The organism is Lysinibacillus sp. FSL K6-3209, assembly GCF_037976175.1.
Lineage (GTDB): Bacteria > Bacillota > Bacilli > Bacillales_A > Planococcaceae > Lysinibacillus > Lysinibacillus sphaericus_D.
On sequence record NZ_CP150264.1, the window covers coordinates 2,087,405 to 2,105,840 of the forward strand.

At 34.3% G+C, this 18,436-nt stretch carries 25 protein-coding genes; 21 read left to right on the top strand and 4 right to left on the bottom strand.

All coding sequences use genetic code 11. The annotated features are described in order from the left end of the window. Positions 1 to 85: 85 nt before the first annotated feature. The 6 genes from MHH88_RS09975 to MHH88_RS10000 all read left to right on the top strand — a co-directional run bounded on the left by MHH88_RS09975 (position 86) and on the right by MHH88_RS10000 (position 3,262). A complete protein-coding gene (locus MHH88_RS09975) occupies positions 86 to 307 on the top strand; it encodes a transcriptional regulator (RefSeq protein WP_339262752.1) in 222 nt (73 codons plus the stop codon). Further along, a complete protein-coding gene (locus tag MHH88_RS09980) occupies positions 304 to 1,563 on the top strand; it encodes a UV damage repair protein UvrX (protein ID WP_103976701.1) in 1,260 nt (419 codons plus the stop codon). The genes MHH88_RS09975 and MHH88_RS09980 overlap by 4 nt, the downstream gene beginning before the upstream one ends. Before the next feature lie 11 nt (positions 1,564 to 1,574). Then, on the top strand, positions 1,575 to 1,907 hold the full coding sequence (locus MHH88_RS09985; protein WP_339262754.1) for a YolD-like family protein: 333 nt from the start codon (positions 1,575 to 1,577) through the stop codon (positions 1,905 to 1,907). Next, positions 1,900 to 2,247: an aconitate hydratase gene (locus tag MHH88_RS09990; protein WP_339262755.1), complete on the top strand. Its 348-nt coding sequence runs from the start codon at positions 1,900 to 1,902 to the stop codon at positions 2,245 to 2,247. The genes MHH88_RS09985 and MHH88_RS09990 overlap by 8 nt, the downstream gene beginning before the upstream one ends. A gap of 267 nt (positions 2,248 to 2,514) precedes the next feature. Then, positions 2,515 to 2,895, top strand: a complete 381-nt coding sequence (locus MHH88_RS09995) for a hypothetical protein (protein ID WP_069512736.1) — start codon at positions 2,515 to 2,517, stop codon at positions 2,893 to 2,895. A 73-nt stretch (positions 2,896 to 2,968) separates the two neighbouring features. Then, positions 2,969 to 3,262 (top strand): hypothetical protein, encoded by a 294-nt coding sequence (locus MHH88_RS10000; protein WP_256093201.1) that lies wholly within the window; start codon positions 2,969 to 2,971, stop codon positions 3,260 to 3,262. A gap of 267 nt (positions 3,263 to 3,529) precedes the next feature. Here the strand turns inward: MHH88_RS10000 and MHH88_RS10005 are convergent, their stop codons facing one another. Continuing rightward, complete coding sequence (locus MHH88_RS10005) at positions 3,530 to 4,078, bottom strand: hypothetical protein (RefSeq protein WP_339262757.1); 549 nt, start codon at positions 4,076 to 4,078, stop codon at positions 3,530 to 3,532. A 384-nt stretch (positions 4,079 to 4,462) separates the two neighbouring features. On the opposite strand from MHH88_RS10005, the gene MHH88_RS10010 reads away from it, so the two are divergent. From MHH88_RS10010 to MHH88_RS10065, 12 genes are all read left to right on the top strand, one after another. Beyond that, positions 4,463 to 5,305 (top strand): polysaccharide deacetylase family protein, encoded by an 843-nt coding sequence (locus MHH88_RS10010; protein WP_339262758.1) that lies wholly within the window; start codon positions 4,463 to 4,465, stop codon positions 5,303 to 5,305. A 106-nt stretch (positions 5,306 to 5,411) separates the two neighbouring features. Continuing rightward, a complete protein-coding gene (locus MHH88_RS10015) occupies positions 5,412 to 5,966 on the top strand; it encodes an RNA polymerase sigma factor (protein WP_339262759.1) in 555 nt (184 codons plus the stop codon). Between the two features lie 6 nt (positions 5,967 to 5,972). Beyond that, positions 5,973 to 6,866 carry a DUF3298 and DUF4163 domain-containing protein gene (locus tag MHH88_RS10020; protein WP_339262760.1) on the top strand — a complete coding sequence of 298 codons (894 nt, stop codon included), beginning with the start codon at positions 5,973 to 5,975 and terminating at the stop codon, positions 6,864 to 6,866. 150 nt (positions 6,867 to 7,016) lie between these two features. Then, complete coding sequence (locus tag MHH88_RS10025; protein ID WP_339262762.1) at positions 7,017 to 7,538, top strand: SMI1/KNR4 family protein; 522 nt, start codon at positions 7,017 to 7,019, stop codon at positions 7,536 to 7,538. A gap of 245 nt (positions 7,539 to 7,783) precedes the next feature. Continuing rightward, complete coding sequence (locus tag MHH88_RS10030; protein ID WP_339262763.1) at positions 7,784 to 8,176, top strand: hypothetical protein; 393 nt, start codon at positions 7,784 to 7,786, stop codon at positions 8,174 to 8,176. Positions 8,177 to 8,253: 77 nt separating this feature from the next. After that, positions 8,254 to 9,048, top strand: coding sequence for a hypothetical protein (locus MHH88_RS10035; RefSeq protein WP_339262764.1), 795 nt, complete (start codon positions 8,254 to 8,256; stop codon positions 9,046 to 9,048). Beyond that, positions 9,026 to 9,823 (top strand): hypothetical protein, encoded by a 798-nt coding sequence (locus tag MHH88_RS10040; RefSeq protein ID WP_069512725.1) that lies wholly within the window; start codon positions 9,026 to 9,028, stop codon positions 9,821 to 9,823. Before MHH88_RS10035 ends, MHH88_RS10040 begins: the two co-directional genes overlap by 23 nt. Then, a complete protein-coding gene (locus tag MHH88_RS10045) occupies positions 9,823 to 10,605 on the top strand; it encodes a hypothetical protein (RefSeq protein WP_339262767.1) in 783 nt (260 codons plus the stop codon). Before MHH88_RS10040 ends, MHH88_RS10045 begins: the two co-directional genes overlap by 1 nt. Positions 10,606 to 10,620: 15 nt before the next feature. Further along, positions 10,621 to 11,274 carry an ABC transporter ATP-binding protein gene (locus tag MHH88_RS10050; RefSeq protein ID WP_069512723.1) on the top strand — a complete coding sequence of 218 codons (654 nt, stop codon included), beginning with the start codon at positions 10,621 to 10,623 and terminating at the stop codon, positions 11,272 to 11,274. Between the two features lie 441 nt (positions 11,275 to 11,715). Then, entirely contained in the window at positions 11,716 to 12,084 is a 369-nt protein-coding gene (locus MHH88_RS10055; protein WP_339262768.1) for a MarR family transcriptional regulator, read from the top strand. Beyond that, the gene (locus MHH88_RS10060; protein WP_339262770.1) at positions 12,081 to 12,560 is read left to right on the top strand and encodes a glutathione peroxidase; all 480 of its coding nucleotides are present in this window, start codon (positions 12,081 to 12,083) and stop codon (positions 12,558 to 12,560) included. Before MHH88_RS10055 ends, MHH88_RS10060 begins: the two co-directional genes overlap by 4 nt. A 202-nt stretch (positions 12,561 to 12,762) precedes the next feature. Then, positions 12,763 to 13,503, top strand: a complete 741-nt coding sequence (locus MHH88_RS10065) for a lysozyme (protein ID WP_339262772.1) — start codon at positions 12,763 to 12,765, stop codon at positions 13,501 to 13,503. Positions 13,504 to 13,548: 45 nt separating this feature from the next. Here the strand turns inward: MHH88_RS10065 and MHH88_RS10070 are convergent, their stop codons facing one another. Next, the gene (locus MHH88_RS10070; protein ID WP_339262773.1) at positions 13,549 to 13,809 is read right to left on the bottom strand and encodes a hypothetical protein; all 261 of its coding nucleotides are present in this window, start codon (positions 13,807 to 13,809) and stop codon (positions 13,549 to 13,551) included. 255 nt (positions 13,810 to 14,064) lie between these two features. Here MHH88_RS10070 and MHH88_RS10075 point away from each other — a divergent pair, with 255 nt between their 5' ends. After that, positions 14,065 to 14,484, top strand: a complete 420-nt coding sequence (locus tag MHH88_RS10075) for an ester cyclase (protein ID WP_339262775.1) — start codon at positions 14,065 to 14,067, stop codon at positions 14,482 to 14,484. 360 nt (positions 14,485 to 14,844) lie between these two features. Continuing rightward, positions 14,845 to 16,545 (top strand): hypothetical protein, encoded by a 1,701-nt coding sequence (locus tag MHH88_RS10080; RefSeq protein ID WP_339262777.1) that lies wholly within the window; start codon positions 14,845 to 14,847, stop codon positions 16,543 to 16,545. Between the two features lie 390 nt (positions 16,546 to 16,935). Here the strand turns inward: MHH88_RS10080 and MHH88_RS10085 are convergent, their stop codons facing one another. Both MHH88_RS10085 and MHH88_RS10090 read right to left on the bottom strand, forming a co-directional pair. Continuing rightward, entirely contained in the window at positions 16,936 to 17,277 is a 342-nt protein-coding gene (locus tag MHH88_RS10085; RefSeq protein ID WP_025219413.1) for a hypothetical protein, read from the bottom strand. A gap of 482 nt (positions 17,278 to 17,759) precedes the next feature. Further along, positions 17,760 to 17,888: a hypothetical protein gene (locus MHH88_RS10090; protein ID WP_255313812.1), complete on the bottom strand. Its 129-nt coding sequence runs from the start codon at positions 17,886 to 17,888 to the stop codon at positions 17,760 to 17,762. Positions 17,889 to 18,041: 153 nt separating this feature from the next. Here MHH88_RS10090 and MHH88_RS10095 point away from each other — a divergent pair, with 153 nt between their 5' ends. Continuing rightward, positions 18,042 to 18,284 (top strand): DUF948 domain-containing protein, encoded by a 243-nt coding sequence (locus tag MHH88_RS10095; RefSeq protein WP_339262780.1) that lies wholly within the window; start codon positions 18,042 to 18,044, stop codon positions 18,282 to 18,284. The last annotated feature ends 152 nt before the right edge of the window (positions 18,285 to 18,436 follow it).

An 18,436-nucleotide genomic window follows, 5' to 3' on the forward strand; every position in this document is an offset into this window, starting at 1 on the left:
TCCCAGTTGTAAAAAGGAACGTACGTGCGTAAAATATAAATACAAACAAATGTTCTTGTTGCGGATGAGAGGAGAAGGATGTTGGATGAAAGAACAGTTAATAAAAGCAATGCAACGTAATCAGTCAGTTCATATGATGTATGTATCCAAATGCGGTGAAATCACAAAAAGGCAAGTGAAAATCATAAAAGTTGTAAATGACTGCTTTTCTGCATATTGCTTCACACGACAAGCAAAGCGTACTTTTATTATCAGCAATGTTCTTGCAATTATTCCAGTTATAACACAAGAGCGTGATGTCGTGTGAACTATAAGGCGATGCCCAATAGACCTATTATATGTATCGATATGAAATGTTTTTACGCCAGTATCGTGGCGATGTTACATGGGCTAGATGTTTTAAAAACGCCAGTTGCAGTAGTAGCAAATTTTGACCAACCAGGTAGCGTAGTGCTTGCTGCATCTCCCTTAATGAAAGAGAAATATAAAATCAAAACTGGCAGTAGACGTTATGAGATACCAAAGCATCCTGACATTAGATTGTTTGAGCCTAAAATGAGTTTCTTTATTCAAATGTCGATGACGATTACAAAATTGATCGCTAATTACGTACCTGTTGATGCGATACATGTGTATAGTGTAGATGAAAGTTTTGTTGATTTAACTGGCACGGAAAAGCTTTGGGGTTCACCCGAAGAGACGGCCAAGGAAATACAAAAGGCTATTCTTGACCAATTTAGTATACCTAGTGCAGTAGGTATGGGACCCAATATGTTAATCGCCAAATTAGCTTTAGACCTTGAAGCAAAGAAAACAGGTTTTGCTAAATGGACGTATGAGGATATTCCAAAGAAACTGTGGCCTGTTCGACCTTTAGCTGAAATGTGGGGCATAGGAAAACGCATGGAAGCAAATCTAAATGCTATGGGAATACAAACAGTTGGTGGTTTGGCTAATGCAGATTTAGCAGAATTAGAAAAGCGCTTTGGGATAATGGGTAATCAACTCTATTACCATGCATGGGGCATAGATTTATCCAAATTAGGGGAGCCGTTAATAACAAACGGAGCATTAAGTTTTGGTAAGGGTCAAATGCTGATGAAAGATTATCACACACGAAAAGATATTGCGGTAGTGCTTCTAGAAATGTGCGAAGACGTAATGAAACGCACACGTGATGCAGGGTTTGTTGGCCGTACAATCAGCTTAGGTCTTTCGTATAGTCATAATGCCATGACCAAAGGGTTTCATCGTTCTAAAACTATTGCAGTGCCGACAAGTGAAACGCTTGTGATGTATAAAGCTTGTATTGAATTACTGGATGAACATTTTGCTGGAGAGCCAGCACGACAATTATCAGTCAGAATATCTAACCTAGAGAAAGAGCATAGCATTCAATTGGATTTATTTGATGAACGCAAACCGCAACGTCAGATAATCGGTCCTACAATGGATGCCATACGTAATAGGTTTGGAGCTACCTCAATATTAAGAGCCGTTTCTTATACAAAAGCTGGTACAGCTATTAAACGAGATCGCTTAGTGGGTGGTCATTTGGCATAGGAGTGATTGGAATGATAAAAGATAGAGGGACGATTAAATGGGCATCGATGATGTTGCCAGAACATTTAGAGCTTCTCAGAAAGTATAAAGAAGAGTATATGGAACAGCCAAGAGAATTGACTGAATGGGAACTGGAAGAACTACAAAAAACAATTGATCAAGCTTTTAATCAGCAGTTGACCGTTACGGTAGAAGTGTGGAAAGACCATACAATCACACAATGGACTGGTATAGTTAAATCGATGAATACGAATGAACTCATACTTGAAACACTACTTAAAACGGAGAGTATCCCCATCCCAAATATTCAATCAGCCCAACTGGATGCTGATTACTATGATTAAAGCCGACGAAAGACAGTTACTTCATAAGTATCTTTTGCTAGAGCTAGCAGTTAAATCATTACAGGTTGATTATTGTAAATTAGAGCAGTTTAAAATGAAAACAGTATTTCTTCCAATGATGGATTCATTACTAAAGGAGCTAAGACAAGAATATTTTAATCTCAAACGAGAACTTGCACAAAAACGTATACGAGTAGTAGGTTGGCAACCAGTAGATGAATATTTTAGTGATGTGCAAGTTGCCACTGCAGGGAATGATGTAGTACTCCGTTATGCAAATCAAGCTCTAAAAGCACAGGTGGAAAAGCTATTGATTAATCATATAGGGCGCGTTGAATAAAGAGTGATGACGCAAAACCGAAAATACTCCATTTTGCAAAGAGATTTGTCAAAATGGAGTTAATATTTTTAACTAAGTATAAGATTTTATGAAATTTGATTATAGTCTTATACAACTAAAGCACTCGCTAAGGCAAACCCAAATGGCATTACATCGGTATTCATGTTCTTATGAATCTATCTTGCTCCGTTAGTTCAAAAAAATTTTCTCAAAAATGTATGATATTATACAGTTGAATGGAAAGAAAAATAGAATTGGGGGTTCAATATGAAAAGTGAAGATAAACAATATGCCATAACTGTTATTACCAATATATTAAAAGTAATGCATAGTAAAGAATATGAAAAAATATTAAATTATGTGGATGAATCTAAAGTGGATGATATTGGTGAGTTATTCTATTATGTCCACGAAACATTAAACTTAAATGGATTGGATTCATTTGATGAATATGGAGCTCCATGTAATTTCCATCCCCAATACGAATATGCACAAATTAACTTTTATGAATTCAATGATAACAGTGGATTTGCTGTTGATTATGATTTAACTTCAAATTCAAAACTGGCAGATATGTGTTTACAAATGGAGTTTTTATATACGGAAAACGGAGTAAAAAGTGTTTTTATCACAGTTGATCCACAGTAAAACAATAATTTGAAAGAATCGCAAATCAACTTATAAATCTAAATTTAAAGGAGAATATATGGAAATATACAATATGAATTTGAATATTCATTATTCTGCACCACAAGAAGTTTGGGATAAGTTGGAGCGTTTATATCGGGAAATGCCTAACTGGAACCACTTTGTAAACGGCTGTCCACAGTGGTATGGTTCAGATGGTAAATTGATAGAAGTAAGTATTGAATCAAGTGGACTACAATTTTATGCTCAATTACCATCAGAAGAATGGAATGAATGGATTACATTATTTAAGAAACGTGCTACAAAATTATTGGGATATGAAGTGGGCGAACCAGAAGACGGTTTTGCATTTCATTATTATGATTAACTTTCAAATTGTCCATAAGCCTTGAAAATACAAAAGACACCTCGGTGTCTTTTTTTATCATCGACAATTCTTTGCAAGATAAAATTCAATCGTGACATAAGGATTAATGAAGGTTTTCATAACCATATCAACCTTGATACAAGAACAAATGTAAAGCGCATGTTTTGAAATCTTTTTTCAAAACATGCGCTTAAAGTTTGATAAAGAGTGCCATTTATTTGAGAGCGAACGAACTACCATCCGTAGCACGGTGTAGTTGACTGTCCATCAGGGAGAAAAGACCTCTGGATTATCGTCTCGCCATGCGCCAATGCAGCCAATTAAACAAGCCGTATAGCTTCTCATCACGCTATTCATTTCCCTGTCCACATATTCAATAGCGATATTTATGGTCGGCTTGCGCCATGCCAAAATTCGACCGGAGAACCCAGGCCAAGCACATTGTTCATCCATTTCAGGTGGGCCATATCCCTGTATTGACTCATCTGGTGTGGAACACATCGAGATGCCCTTAGGAAGCTTTCCAGGAAACGGCGTTTTAATTCGGTCATCCGATCCGGGAGCAAGAAAGTGTATAGCACCAATAATCCATTCATCTTGATTGGTATAATTGAGTCCAGTCAAATCATTTAGTTTTGATGCACGATAAAGATCAATGCGGATCGATGCTTTTACAGACCAGATAATATCGTCGTTGAAATAGCTATTCGGAGAAGGCATTCGCTTGACATTGAATGATTGTAGCAAAGCTTGAACATTTTTGGGGCTATATGGATGGCCCAGCATGTCAATAAGCAGTTCAGAAGGTTCTTTCATACATATATTCACTCCTTTTACTTCGGTTCAAGGGAACAACTCGATAAAGTCATTCACTCCCCTTGAGCGAACTTAATACCCGTTCTCTATCGCAAACCTATCGGCTATGTATTCATTTTTATATTCTACATTACTGCTAATTTTCCCTTCTTCCACTATACGCCTGTCAGCTATTAATGCCGTGTACTACCAACACTATCACACACCGAACTGTAAAGTCGCATCCACTGCGCATGATGAACACGTGATATTTATCAAGACTTTCATGCTTTTTTATTGTCCTACAAAATAATTAAAATTTTTTTAGTTTCATTGAAACTTTTTCAACTCTCTGATTCTCTTCTATATTAAGAAAGAAAAAATAGCAAAGAAAGGTGTATTGGAATGAAAGCAAGGAAAAGAATTAGATGGACAAGATTTGTAGCGGTCATTTTGTTCTTTACTACCATGCTAGGTGCGGGATACTACTTTTTAGGTGGGCAAGTGGAAGAGCATGGGCAAGCTGAAAATCTTGCAAGTGATAAGGCAAGATTTGAAGAAAACGATGATAGTGAGGATGTAATAGAGGAAGATGGGACAGAAAAAGAGGAAGAAGAATTAGAGAATGAAACAGTTGCATTGAATCCTGACGGAAAATATATAGCACTTACATTTGATGATGGCCCGAGTGTCAAAGTTACACCACGCGTTTTACAAACATTAGCGCAGCATGAAGCAAAGGCAACATTCTTTATGTTGGGAAGCAGAGTTGAGATGTATCCAAATATTGCGGCACAAGTCGTTGCTGAAGGTCACGAAATAGCAAATCACACATTTAGTCATCCAAATTTAAAGAAATTGACGCACAATGAAATGACAGAAGAAATCAATAAAACAAACAAAATTATTGAAGCGGCAACAGGTGTAACTCCAACCTTATTTCGACCTCCATACGGGATATACAACCAAGACATTCTAAATTATACAGCGTCAGAAAATTATACTACAATTATGTGGTCTGTCGACTCGTTAGATTGGAAAAGTCGCAACCCAGCAGCTATAAAAAACGAAATTTTAAATAACATCGCAAATAAATCAGTAGTGTTAATGCATGATATTCATACAGCAACAGCTGAAGCCTTACCAGAAATATTAATGGCATTAAAAAAAGAAGGATATGAATTTGTAACAGTATCAGAACTATTATCGCTAAAAAGTGAAAAAGTCGATCCCTATTTCGGCAATTGATTGTGCAAAGGAAACGAATGTAGTCCATAAAACCATGACATAATAACAATGTTATTCAACATTCGTATATTGCATTCCCTAGTAACGTTTAACGGGAGGTGAGCCTTTGAATACTCAAAGAATCGAAGACAAATTTAACGAAATTTATGACAAAACCTATCATCAATGTGTAGTGTATGTCATTAGCAAATGCAATCATACGAGTGTTATCCCGGATATAATACAAGAAACTTATATAGCGCTGTATCGAATACTAAAGGACAAGGGCATTGATTATCTTAAGAACCCAGAGGCTTATGTTATACGAATCGCTAAATCTAAAATCTACCAACATTATTCTTTAAAAGAAAAGGTAAAGCGTATCATACCGTTGTTTGATATAAATAAAGAAGATGAAGAATATAATCATGCAGATACGGACATAGAGCAATATGAAAATGAGATAGAGATTGCAATAGAAAACAAAGAATTATTATCTGACATTTGGAGCTTTTTGCAAACAAAACCTCAAAAAGTGCAAAAGGTATTTTACTTATTTTATTATGCTGAACTATCAATTCCTGAAATTGCTCAATTACTACATTTAAATCAATCCACGATAAAAAATTATATTTACCGCACCACTCATGAAATACGAAAAAAGTTTGGGAAGGACGGTTGAGGCGATATGAAGCAGCATGAACGAAAGGTATTAAAACGTGTTATAGAAGAAAACTTAATAAATAAGGAAAGGATACGAAAAAAAGTATTAACAATGGCTGAAAATGAAACGATGCCCAAGAAGAAAGATTTTTTAACGTTTTTTAAAATGAAGTTTATCGTGATTCCTTTAACGGCCTGTCTACTATTCATGTTCTTTGTAAATCTAAGTCCGACTTTTGCTCTGGCAATGTCAAAGGTTCCTGTATTAGGAGCAGTAGTAAAAGTGATTACGATTGATGAATATATAGAAAAGACAGATTCGATTGATGCACATATTAAAATTCCTCAATTCTCTGATATAGGGAATCCATCATTAGAAAATCAGATTAATACGATGATTAAGGAAAAAATTGAGAGCCTTGCAGCAAAAGCAAAACAGGACTCAGCGGAATTTAAGAAAAACTTCCTTGGAGAGGGAGAGGATGCAAGAGATATTAATGAATATACACCTAGCACATACAAATTTGATTATGAAGTAAAAAGCTCAAATGCAAAAATCTTGTCATTTATCATTAATGAAACAGAAACTACAAATGGATTAACATTTGATACAAAGTATTTTTATAATATTGATTTAACAACAGGAAAGGAACTAACGCTAGAAGATTTACTAGGAAAAGATTACGAAAAAATAGTAGATCCAGAAATAGAGCGTCAAGTGAAGGAACGTGCGAAGACCGATGAAAATCTTTGGTCGTACTATCAAGAGTATTATTCTTCAAAGGGAGATGGTGGAATAGACGAATATACGTCAAAAAACTTCTATATTAATGAACAAGGAAATCCAGTCATCTTTTTCTATGAATATTACATTGCTCCACCCTATGCTGGTCCACAAGAATTTGAGATTAAACGCTAAACATATTGAAACAACAGAGAAAACCCAGTTCCGTATACAAAAGGTACTGGGTTTTTATAGTATTTTGTCGATATAGTAATTATATTACAATTATTCTCATTATTTCTGTCTCCTTGGTGGGTAAACTATTAGAAATTAGGTGAAGATAATATGTCGATTGAATTAATCTTAACAGCATTAAATAAAAGGTTAGATAAAGAGAACAGCATTATCATACAAAGGGAAAATGGAGAAATTTTAAAGGTAACCTGTGATTGGAATTGTCCAATATCAAATCATGAACTACAGGAATTCACTTTAAAAACTCAACATGTTTTACCGAAAGAATTGTGCTTATTTTTAAAACATAGTAATGGAGCGAAATTATTTAATGATAATGGTCTTGGTTATGATTTCTTTGAAATATTTAATTTAAGCCAGATATTAAATTATATCCATGAATATGAGACCAATATATACTATCAAAGTGCCTATGATAAAAATTGGTTTATGATGGGTAATTATAGAGGATATGGTGATTATATGTTCGTTGATTCTCAAAAAGTTGCTAATGGGGAAGATAATTATCTTATCTTTGTTCATGAAGGAGACATTCAAAGGTTACCTATGAACTTTGAAACTTGGCTGGACAGATTTATTGTTACACAGGGAGCTAGATATTGGCTATGGTAAAACTAGCTAAGCAGTATAGAAATAAAGCGAGTAAACGAAGATCAGCTACTTAATTTAAATATTAGTAGCTGTTTTTTTGTATAAAACGAAAATATATCAACTTTAAAGCAAATGGTATCTTTAAATCTATTAAATGTATTTATTTTAACAAAATTCACTTTACAAAATAAACAGAATACTAATAAAATTAAGATAATTGAATGACCGAAAATAGTGAAACAAATTACAATTTGGAGGAATGAAAAATGAAGAAGTACCAACTTTTTGCAAGTATTGTAGCTGTTAGTTTGTTGACTATAGGATTTGGTTCATTTGCAAATGCATCCCCTACATATCATGGGTATTCAGGAAAAGTTCAAATTATAAGTGATTTAGAGACTACCGATGCTGTTAAAGAAACGACGGGCAGTGCTTACAATTTAGTAACGTATATTCAGAGGGGCAAATTGGTATCATGGGTTGAAAAGGGGACTAGGAATTTTACGACAAAAGAAATGTATGCAGAGCGTACAACCGTTCCAATGGATTACTTAGGAAATGCCAGTTCATTAATAGGGGAAAAAGTTCACTTAAATATTTCTACTTCTATTGGAACATTTGAATCAGTTGATACTGCAGGAACATGGACACCTAATTAATCTAATAAGATATAAGATACTCAATTTTTGGTCATTCAATCCATTGGTTGGAAATGGTGAAGGTTGAGGTGTAAAACATGATTATGTATATTAGGCAAGAGTTTAAAAGAGCATTGTTATCCAAAATGGGACTTATCACAATAGCAATCTCTATTTTACTAGTGTTTATCGGTATGCTGGAAGCATTAATATGGATTAATAGCGGGGTGATTTCAATTGTGTACACCTTTTTACAAGGCTGTAATGCTGGTACTGCATCATATATTGTCATTGTATTTCCAATTATTGCATGTATGCCATTTGCGAATTCTTATCGAACAGATATTCAAACAGGATTCCACCATTATATACAATACCGTATGAAAAAAAGCCGCTATATGACAATTCGTTTAGCGGTCAATGCACTTGCCGGAGGGGTAGCTGTTGCAATTGGCCCTGCTATTGCTTTTACTTTTTTAATGGTTTTAAAGCTTCTATTAAATGTACCAATGTTAAGACCTGAGCGAAGATTAGATCCTGTATACTTTTTTCAAGGTATCGGTGTAAACTCTCCAATCCTTATGATGATAATAATGATTGGAATTATGTTTTGTAGTGGGATGATATTTGCAACGCTAGGTTTAGGAATATCTGCGGTAATTCAAAATCAATATATTGCGTTATTTATACCATTTATGTATTTAATTGTATCAGTGACAGTATTGGCGAAGATTCACCCTGCATTAAATGCGATGGCATTATTTGATGTGGATATCATTGACAAATCTAACATTGGACAAACTTTTCTATATGGCATAGTGCTTGTTGTAGTGGGGATAACACTATTTTTTATAGGAGGGACAGCAAAGGTTGAAGAACGCTTTAAAGAGTAAAACACAACTAAAGCTATATACACCGAAGAAAGGTATTATTTTCGTTTATATTGTGTTGATGCTATATTTCTACAATTTATTGCTATCAACAAAAATAGTCGAAGGCAATATCTTTGATTTATTACTTCATCTTACGGAGTTTCATCCTCTTTTTTATGTTATCATGCCTGCATTTACAATGATGCTTATTTCATACTTTTCATTAGGGAATATGCAAAACTATTTGTTATTTAGATTTTCGACAAAACGGCAATGGTATCATGCAAACCTTTTACGAGTGGCAAAGTTAGCTTCATATTACTGCCTAATGATTGTCGCCATCATGATACTGGAAGCTGTATTTGTCTTAGATTTTAAAAATCAATGGAGTAATTATAGTGTTCATTACTATAAACATCATACAGAGCTATTAAGAAATAGCACACCTATCTTCTTAACAACATTGTCAGTTATACTTTTATGGTTGTTTTTATTGTTTTTCGGGATGCTTTTTTACATAAGCTATGTATTTACAGGGCGGATATTATCAGCTTGTTTAGTTGTTTTGTTCGTCAACATGTTGAATATAGGTGTATTTTTGTCAAAAATAACGCCGATATCTTCCTATTTATTTTATGATCATATTAATATTTTTCAATATACTAGCTCTAAATCTGCAATAAGTGCAGTTCCCTATACCATTCTCTTGTATTGGATTGTGTTAATGTTGCTACTTTATTTCATTGGATATTACATGATCGATAAAAAAGATATGTACATTGGAGAGAGAAAATAATGTTGAAAAAACTGGTTACTTATTATACATGTTCTTTCTTTAAAATAAAGTATGTCCTAGGTATCGTTGCCATTTTTGTACTGAATAGCATGCTTGTTTGTACTTCATACGCTGATCTCATACCGAATGGCTATACCAATCAAATTGTCTTTATGTTTTATATGCCATTAAATATCCAATTCGATATATTACGTTGGTTATTAATTATTATTCCTGTTCTCTTATTACTGAGTTCATGTATAGTTCGGGAGCTGACTAACCATCCAACGTATCTTATTCTAAGAATGAAAAGCTATCGTGATTGTTTTCATAGCATATTTATTGCGATAGGCATCAGTTTGATTGGATATGTTGGAATCGGGTATATGGTAACAGCAATATTCGTTTACTTCATTAATAATAATATAGAGGGTCACAATGAAATACCATTATCGTTGTTCCACAATTCGGATGGATGGCAAGTGCTATTGAGCCATTTTATCCTATTTATTTTAACAGGATTGTTATTACTCATTATCCACACTATTTTTCTATTTATTATCAATAATGCAGTCTTCGCAATGTTTCTCGTTATTATTAGTATGATTTCTTCGGTTGCTGTTGGCTATTTATTTCCGCCTATTCTAAAGTTTTTACCGCTAACTTATTTTTTGCTCGGCTTGAGGGAATTACAGGGAATATCCTTTGCGTGGTTTAATACTATAATCGTGCTATGTATCGTGTTGTCCTATAGTGTGCTTTATGGCCTTTTTATTAAATTGAGAGAAAAAATAGTTGGGTAAAAGGAGGTTGTATTTATGACCATACTCGAAATACACAATTTACATAAAAAGATAAAGGGTCGTCAGTTGCTGAAAAATATAACATTAGTCATTGATAAACCCGGAATTTATGGGATTGTCGGCAGAAATGGTTCAGGTAAAAGTTTATTATTTAAGACAATTGCTGGACTTTTTGTTCCGAGTAGCGGCACTGTAAAAGTGTTTAATGACATTATCGGCAAAGGTAATTTTCCGAAATCTTTTGGTGCATTATTAGATACGCCTGGATTTCTAACCCAATATTCAGGTTTTCAAAACTTAAAGATACTCGCCTCAATTCAGAATAAAATCAGTGATCAAGATATCAAAAACGTTTTGACGTTAGTTGGGTTGGATTATAATGATAAAGGACCGGTACGGAAGTATTCATTAGGCATGCGACAAAGGTTAGGGATTGCACAGGCAATTATGGAAAATCCCAAATTACTATTATTGGATGAACCGATGAATGGATTAGATCAATCGGGTGTAGCGGAAATGCGAGACATGATTCTGAACTTTAGAAAGCAGGACATAACCATCCTTTTAGCAAGCCATAACCCTGAAGATATTGCCTTACTTTGCGATGAGGTTTATAAAATGGATGGAGGGGAGTTAGTACGTTATTCAAGTCCAGTGAGACTATCATAGCTCAAGTATGAAGTGGGCTATATAGCCGAGCCGATTGAAAAACCGCTTATTAGAAGAAACATCCATGGTGATAAGAAACCCTACATCTCTTTCAAAGGATGAGCTAAAAGAGCCAGCAAGAAGGAGGTGATGAGGAACTTGAAACCAAGCACGCATAAACTTAAGAAAATTATAAGCCATACTTTAAATTTAATGCATTCCCTACAGTATTGAAGACCGTTCTAACGGTCTTTTTTAGTTAGCATTTCCACCATTATCGGAATGTCCAATTGTTAAACAGTTCAATAAATTGACATATACATCGTATACGATATAAAATAAGAATATATCGTATACGATGTATTGTGAGGTGGATAAGAAATTAAAGCATTTTTACTTGAAGATCAACTGTGTTTTGCTGTATACAAGGCAGCTAACCAATTTACAAAGTTATATCGGCAAGTGCTGGAGCCATTTGGTTTGACATACCCGCAGTATTTGGTGCTACTTGCTTTATGGGAACAAGATAGTCTAGTAGTTAAACAAATTAGCGAAAAATTGAGTTTGGGCATAGGCACCTTAAATCCAATATTAAATAAGCTTGTTGATAAAGGATGGGTGACGAAAGAAACATCGTCTATGGATAAACGTGCTGTGATTATTTCTTTAACTGAGAAGGCAAGAGTAACCGAATCGTTAATTACAGAAAAGTTAGTGGAGAAAATGGCGCATTGTGATGCTTTGACAGTAATAGACGGTGATTTAAGAGCACAGTTACAAAATTTAAATGGATTATTAACTCGATTAAATAACATGGAGGGTGAAAGATGAGTATTTATGATATCAATGTAACATTAGAAGATGGTTCAGAATATAGTTTAGAAAAATACAAAGGCAAGGCTTTATTAATTGTCAATACTGCAACAAAATGTGGTTTAGCTCCACAATTTCAAGAATTAGAGCAATTGTATACTTCTTATCGGGATATGGGGTTAGAAGTGCTAGGTTTTCCTTCTAATCAATTTAAGCAAGAAATGTCTTCAGCACTGGATGCCGCTGAAGCTTGCCGTTTAACGTATGGCGTTACATTTCCTATGCATGAAATTATCAAGGTAAATGGTAAAGAAGCACACCCTCTTTATGATTATTTAAAAACGCATTCGAAAGGATTTTTGGGTAATAATATTAAATGGAATTTTACAAAATTCTTAGTTAATCGAGAAGGAGAAGTAGTAGCTCGATTTGGTCCAACTGATAAGCCAAAAAGCATTGAGACGGATATAAAAAAAGTTTTGAATTTACAATAATAATGTAAACAGTGAGATATGCACTTTTACCATCTTCAAAAGCCCTTCCTATATGGTGGGCTTTTATTTTGAATATTATTATTCCAGTTAATTGTATGAATGACGATTATATTTCCTTGTTCTGTATCTATGTAAATGTTCAATTATCAGGAATTGAATAGACTAGAGAAGGTGCAGAAAGAGAAAGGGGGATAATAGATAGATGGAAATTTCAAATAATGCACTAAATCTCATAGCGAAGTGGGAAGGGTTTCGCTCCGATGCCTATATAGGTCCTGACAATGTTTGGACCATCGGCTACGGAACAACAAAATGGCCAAATGGCAAAGCAGTTGAAAAGGGGCAAACCATTACAAAAGAGAATGCGTGGGATCTATTACGAAAGCAAGCACAGGAGCATGCCAATACAATTGAATACTATGTTAAAGTGCCACTTAACCAAAATCAGTACGATGCACTGGCAAGTTTTCAATATAATTTAGGACGATATATTTTAAGAAATAGTGCGCTATTAGTATATTTAAATAATAAGCAATGGGAACAAGTAGGCAAAGAAATGCTATTATACTGTAATGCTAATGGAAAAAAGCTACAAGGGCTTGTGAATCGTCGTCTAGACGAAATTGCCCTTTTTTTAAAGCCTGTTGCTGTAATAGATGTAAGTAAAAAAATAGAATATATTGAGATTGACAAAGAGCCAAAGAAATTCCGTATTCAAAGTGGGAAATACAATAGTCAAGAGGCAATGATAGCGGCGATGAACGACGCATTAAAACAATATTATTTAGCGTATGCAGAACCAGTAAAAGGTAGTTCAAATGATAATGGTTGGCGTTTTATAAGTGGTTGGTATAACGCAATAGAAGAAGCAAAAATCATTGCCGAGCGCGCTATTTTAGCAAATAAATTAAGTTACGCAACGATTCGTGGGACAACGCATTAGGGTGTCAGGCACTCAAACAATTCTGAATTGTTTGAGTGCCTGACACTAAACTTTCCTTGAGTGTTTAAGTTTATGTAGTTCCTTTGTCAAATATTGAACTTGTTTTTCTAATTCATCAATTTTGTTTGAATTATTATTATTATTGTTGTTATTTGATTTTTGTGCTTCCTCCAATGCCATTATTGCTGCGATAGTAGCTAAGGCATCTCCTAATGTAGTAATAATTCCCGCAATAACTGCTAGCTTAGCAGCATCATTTTCTATACCCGCTAAAAGATCAGTAAAATTATCCTTGTTTTTACTCATCTTTTCACCTCCCTAACCGAAAATCCTTATTACATCTTATTCCTTATCTATTTTTTAATTCGGGAGTTTAAATCAAAAGTTTGGCATAAAACGGTTTAGCTCTTATATTAAACACTTTTGCAAATGGATAAAGTATGATTTTGAGCGCAAAGCAAAAGATAAATGTTCCAATTTATAAGCGTTCGAATTATGATTAATCATGCAAAGATAGTATTATCTTTACCAAAATATATTAAAGTACAGTGGAGGGTTCAAATGACACCAGAGCAAATTGTTAAGAAATTTTTTAAAGAAGTACGTTCGGGGCGTAATCCAGATTACGCAGTGGAATTAATGGCAGAGCAAGTATTGGCCCACCAAGTTATCTCTGAAGATGAATTAACAGTACTAAGAACGCCTAAAGAATACGCTGATCATGTAAAAGAAATGATAGAAGCTTATGGTGACTTCTCATTAGAAATCCAAGAGTTGATGGTTCAAGATCTTAAAGTTTATGTGCGTTGGAAACAGGTTGGTAAGCATATTGGTGAAGTTGATGGATATCAACCAACAGGGCTTCCAGTAATTGAAATAGCAAGTGCAGTATACCGCATTGAAAATGAAAAAATAGCCGAATATTGGATTCAAATTGATCGTGCTGGTATGGAAAAACAACTGGAACGTAATAGAAATTAATAACATCCCTAGTGATTTAGAAATATTAAAAGGGGGTTCGTTGTTGGGCAAAACGCACGCTTTCTCTTTTATAATCTAGTGCTAGAATTAAATATTGGATTTAAAAACAGAGTTAATTCTACATAGATTAATTCTGTTTTTTGTATGGCTTGGTCTAGCTTAAAACTTCGAGATATTAGGTTAATGATATTACATATTATGGATTTATAAGTTTAGCATGTATAATAAAGGGGTATTAAGGTAAATATTTCTATTTGTGTATTAAGTTCATAATAGAATGATAACTGACCAGTACGCTACAATTTAAATCTTAGCAAAATGTATATTTATTAACGGTCAAAAAAATAGGAGTGATTTGATTTGACACAATTTACAGCATTGCAAGAAGCTCATGCCTTCGCAGAGGCATTTCTACTAACGACTGAGCCGTCATCTTTAAAACATCCTTATAAAAAGGATAAAGGTCGATATCCACGAGTAAGAAAATTTATCCAAAACTATTTATTAAATGGTTCTAGTGAAACATTCAATTCCTCTCCAATACAACAAGGTGTTGGGCAATTAATGATGTTTTGTGCTCAGTTCGCCCAACAAAAGGCTCAAACTGGAGAACGTGATGAAGTTTACAAGGAAATGGTTAATATAATTATTCCAAAACTAATCGATAAAGCATTAAATTTCCCAACAAATCCAATTGATCAATTAGCAGGCTTAATTTATTTAGGTGCAGCAATGCTTAAAAAGTTCGATGAAACGCAGAGCGATGTTTCTTTTTCTAATTTAGATGCGTTGTTAGCGCAATACCGAGAGCATTTTACGAATGAAGTATTAAATTCTAAAGAATACCATATTATTATGTACTATCGTACGCCATCTGCTTGGACATATGATGATGGAGAAAAATCGTACCGTTTTGCTACGGGGCCATATGCCGGTCAAATTGGCTACTGGATAACAACGGCAGAGCCATTAACAGATCCACAGAAAACTTACTTAGATAAACAAACCGTTCTTGATGATGCAGGAAAGGTTGTGTTTGCTGGTATTCAACCAGGAACTAGTAGTAAAAATTATTTGAACCATCATGCAGAATTTAATACGAAAAACCAAAGATTTATTCTGAATTCTTCACTGAATGCAATTGCGTGTTGGACGGCAGCACATATATATGATGTAAAGGTTCATAAGACAGGAGCTTCCTTAGAACCTGCACATAATTTGAAAAACGCAATTCGTGATGTACTTAGTTATACTCAATGGGGAATCAATACTTCAGTGGCTAATGCCTCTAAAGGTTGTTTCCAGCAAGAGCCCTATAACAATTCATTATCTGCAAAAAGGGTTCTTCCAGTGCATGGGTTTTCTGAAGTGAACCTGACAAATAATATGTTACGTGCGCGATTCGATTCTCCAGCATATAATGCATTTGCTATAACATTCTTGCAAATCTATGCAAGCTTAATAGAAAATCCGACAGCTTCATCATGGAACAGTCTTGTTCCTAATAACGATTCGGATTCGGCAGTTATGGTTACGCAGTTAATTAATACTTACGAGGCTATTTTTGATAACTATTCAATTATTAAAAATAACCTAATTAGTCATTTGTTTAGCCATGCTAAATATTGGGGAATGTACATTCCTGAGAATGCCATGTTGGGTTCATCAGAATTAATGAAGAATCCATGGCAAATGCCTAATAAAGGTGAGGGCATCAATCAAGCAATGATTGGATTATTTAATGTTTATCCTGGCGTTACGGGGCAAGGTTCTACAAGCATTGATAATAAAGTATCAAAGGCTATAAAACTTCAACTTGATATTGGGCAATCATTACATGGTCAAAGTAAGTTTCCTTCCCATGGTCGTTCAGGTCTTTGGGATTTAGCTCGCCTAGATATATTAGCCGATGCTTGCAATACAAATGGGACTGTTGATTTTGCTACAGACCTTACTACGACTGATAAAGAATCTCCAAACTGTGCTGGAGCACGCCGAGCATTCTACGCTTTAGCGATGGCATTAGTAGTGGATCAATCTAACAATTTTGCTTTAAATTAATAGTTAAAGCTCACTACGGATAAAAGGGTAATAAACAAACGTAAGTTCTTTTTTGATTCACTAGAAATATCGAACGGGATGCTAGAAGTGAGCTAAATCGACATTAGAATCTTAGAGAATTGCATGCCTTTATCAACAGGGATAGGGGTTTTTAAGAATCCGTGAGCAATGCTTTTGCTAGTTTAGCTAAAACATGTCGTTTCTTGCGCTTACCCGGGAAATTTTTTTATTTCCTGACCTTACAACCATATTTCCAATAAGCATTAGGAATGTTCAAATAGAGCTAAAAATAACAAAAGGCATAAAGAGTGCACTTCTTTATGCCTTTTGGTCAACAATATAAGCATGAAAAATGAGGCTTACACGTTTTTAACCCATAGATTTATAAAATTAAAGAATTTGTGTTAATTCTGAGTTCACAAATCTTTGAGCATCAATGATAACACCTGATGCTGTTCGCCCGTAAACGCTATATAATCCACCAGTTTGATTCGGAGCAATTTCAACTTCATATTGGAACGAACCAGCTACACTTGGTGTTACAAAAGTAGAAGCATTTGCAGCGGCTAAAAAAGGAGTTGTAGATAGTAATTGTCTTGTGCCATTAAGTCGATAAACTCGAACTACTCCAGATAGAGAACCTCCAGTGAGATTAAGAACTTTGACACGCACGCTAGAGGCATTAGCTGGTAGATTACCTGTATTTTCAATTGGACCAGTAGTTAAAGGCATATATATTCACCTCCTTCAAACAAAAAGTTATAATCTGCAGATTACATTTCTATAGTATGCAATGCTCTGTTACATTCTCTAGTCATATTAACCAAGTCTTTTTTAATAAAAATTAAATAGAAAAATTACTAAGTGAAAATATAAACAAAGGTGAGATTGTCTAGCAAGGCATAATACCTGATAGAAACACCTAGTGAGAGGGAATAAAAAATTATTAATAGTTAGTGATGGCGTTCAAACTGATGATTCTGTTCGTCTGAAGTTTTTTGTAGTGGCGTAGTCCACCATAATCCAAGACAGTGGATGTGTTGTCAGAAATATTGTCGATTTTTTCAAATTGAGAAAAATAATCTTGATAAGTTTGGAGCAATGACTTCTTAAAATAAGTTCATAGTGCTTTCAGTGAGGACAAAGATTTTCAACAAATGGGGAAGTAAACAAAAATAGAGCGATTACTATCGCTCTAGAATACTATTATGTAATTAAAATTCCTTGTTTCTTTCAAGCTCTTCAACTCGTTTTTCTAATTTTTTAATTTTCTTTTCATTAATACCAGTAATGAAGAAAGCTGCAATTGCTATTGAAATAGTAAATATAGCAGAAGAATCCATTGTAATACCTCCAAATATTTTTAATTAAATTATAGCAAAAATAGCCAAAGCTCTCCCTGCTGAATTACAGGTACTTGCTTTTGAGAGTAAGCTAATTTATTAATTTGTTTTTAAATGGTAAAATTAAACTGTTGTACAAAGGAGGGGTAATGCGTGGGGAAGTTCTTTATTGCAATAGTATTTTTAGTCTTGATAGTAGGGATTATAATTACCTTAAAAAAGATAAGAAGTACTAACTATAGTTCAACAAATCAAAGCCGTTCTAACTATTCAGGAAATAATACAACTGATTTTATTTCATCAGGTTCTGTCTTTTCGTTACAAGATACAGATAGAAATGATTGTTCAGACACCACTTCAAGTACCAGTGATTCTGGAGGTTCTTCGTGCGATTAATTTTTAAAGTCGTTTCCGAATCGGAAATGACTTTTTTATATTAAAATAAACTTCTATTTAATTGGTGCACCTATTAATCGCATCTCAATGACTTTCATTTTTACTTCAGGGCTTGTTCCGAGGGAAGAGCGAAGCGATTAAATAAAGTGCAT

Bases quoted from the DNA above. Each gene is read 5' to 3' on its own strand.
- MHH88_RS09975 (WP_339262752.1), top strand. From the start codon at position 86: ATGAAAGAACAGTTAATAAAAGCAATGCAACGTAATCAGTCAGTTCAT.
- MHH88_RS09985 (WP_339262754.1), top strand. From the start codon at position 1,575: ATGATAAAAGATAGAGGGACGATTAAATGGGCATCGATGATGTTGCCA.
- MHH88_RS09990 (WP_339262755.1), top strand. From the start codon at position 1,900: ATGATTAAAGCCGACGAAAGACAGTTACTTCATAAGTATCTTTTGCTA.
- MHH88_RS09995 (WP_069512736.1), top strand. From the start codon at position 2,515: ATGAAAAGTGAAGATAAACAATATGCCATAACTGTTATTACCAATATA.
- MHH88_RS10000 (WP_256093201.1), top strand. From the start codon at position 2,969: ATGAATTTGAATATTCATTATTCTGCACCACAAGAAGTTTGGGATAAG.
- MHH88_RS10005 (WP_339262757.1), bottom strand. From the start codon at position 4,078: ATGAAAGAACCTTCTGAACTGCTTATTGACATGCTGGGCCATCCATAT.
- MHH88_RS10010 (WP_339262758.1), top strand. From the start codon at position 4,463: ATGAAAGCAAGGAAAAGAATTAGATGGACAAGATTTGTAGCGGTCATT.
- MHH88_RS10020 (WP_339262760.1), top strand. From the start codon at position 5,973: ATGAAGCAGCATGAACGAAAGGTATTAAAACGTGTTATAGAAGAAAAC.
- MHH88_RS10025 (WP_339262762.1), top strand. From the start codon at position 7,017: ATGTCGATTGAATTAATCTTAACAGCATTAAATAAAAGGTTAGATAAA.
- MHH88_RS10030 (WP_339262763.1), top strand. From the start codon at position 7,784: ATGAAGAAGTACCAACTTTTTGCAAGTATTGTAGCTGTTAGTTTGTTG.
- MHH88_RS10035 (WP_339262764.1), top strand. From the start codon at position 8,254: ATGATTATGTATATTAGGCAAGAGTTTAAAAGAGCATTGTTATCCAAA.
- MHH88_RS10045 (WP_339262767.1), top strand. From the start codon at position 9,823: ATGTTGAAAAAACTGGTTACTTATTATACATGTTCTTTCTTTAAAATA.
- MHH88_RS10050 (WP_069512723.1), top strand. From the start codon at position 10,621: ATGACCATACTCGAAATACACAATTTACATAAAAAGATAAAGGGTCGT.
- MHH88_RS10060 (WP_339262770.1), top strand. From the start codon at position 12,081: ATGAGTATTTATGATATCAATGTAACATTAGAAGATGGTTCAGAATAT.
- MHH88_RS10065 (WP_339262772.1), top strand. From the start codon at position 12,763: ATGGAAATTTCAAATAATGCACTAAATCTCATAGCGAAGTGGGAAGGG.
- MHH88_RS10070 (WP_339262773.1), bottom strand. From the start codon at position 13,809: ATGAGTAAAAACAAGGATAATTTTACTGATCTTTTAGCGGGTATAGAA.
- MHH88_RS10075 (WP_339262775.1), top strand. From the start codon at position 14,065: ATGACACCAGAGCAAATTGTTAAGAAATTTTTTAAAGAAGTACGTTCG.
- MHH88_RS10085 (WP_025219413.1), bottom strand. From the start codon at position 17,277: ATGCCTTTAACTACTGGTCCAATTGAAAATACAGGTAATCTACCAGCT.
- MHH88_RS10090 (WP_255313812.1), bottom strand. From the start codon at position 17,888: ATGGATTCTTCTGCTATATTTACTATTTCAATAGCAATTGCAGCTTTC.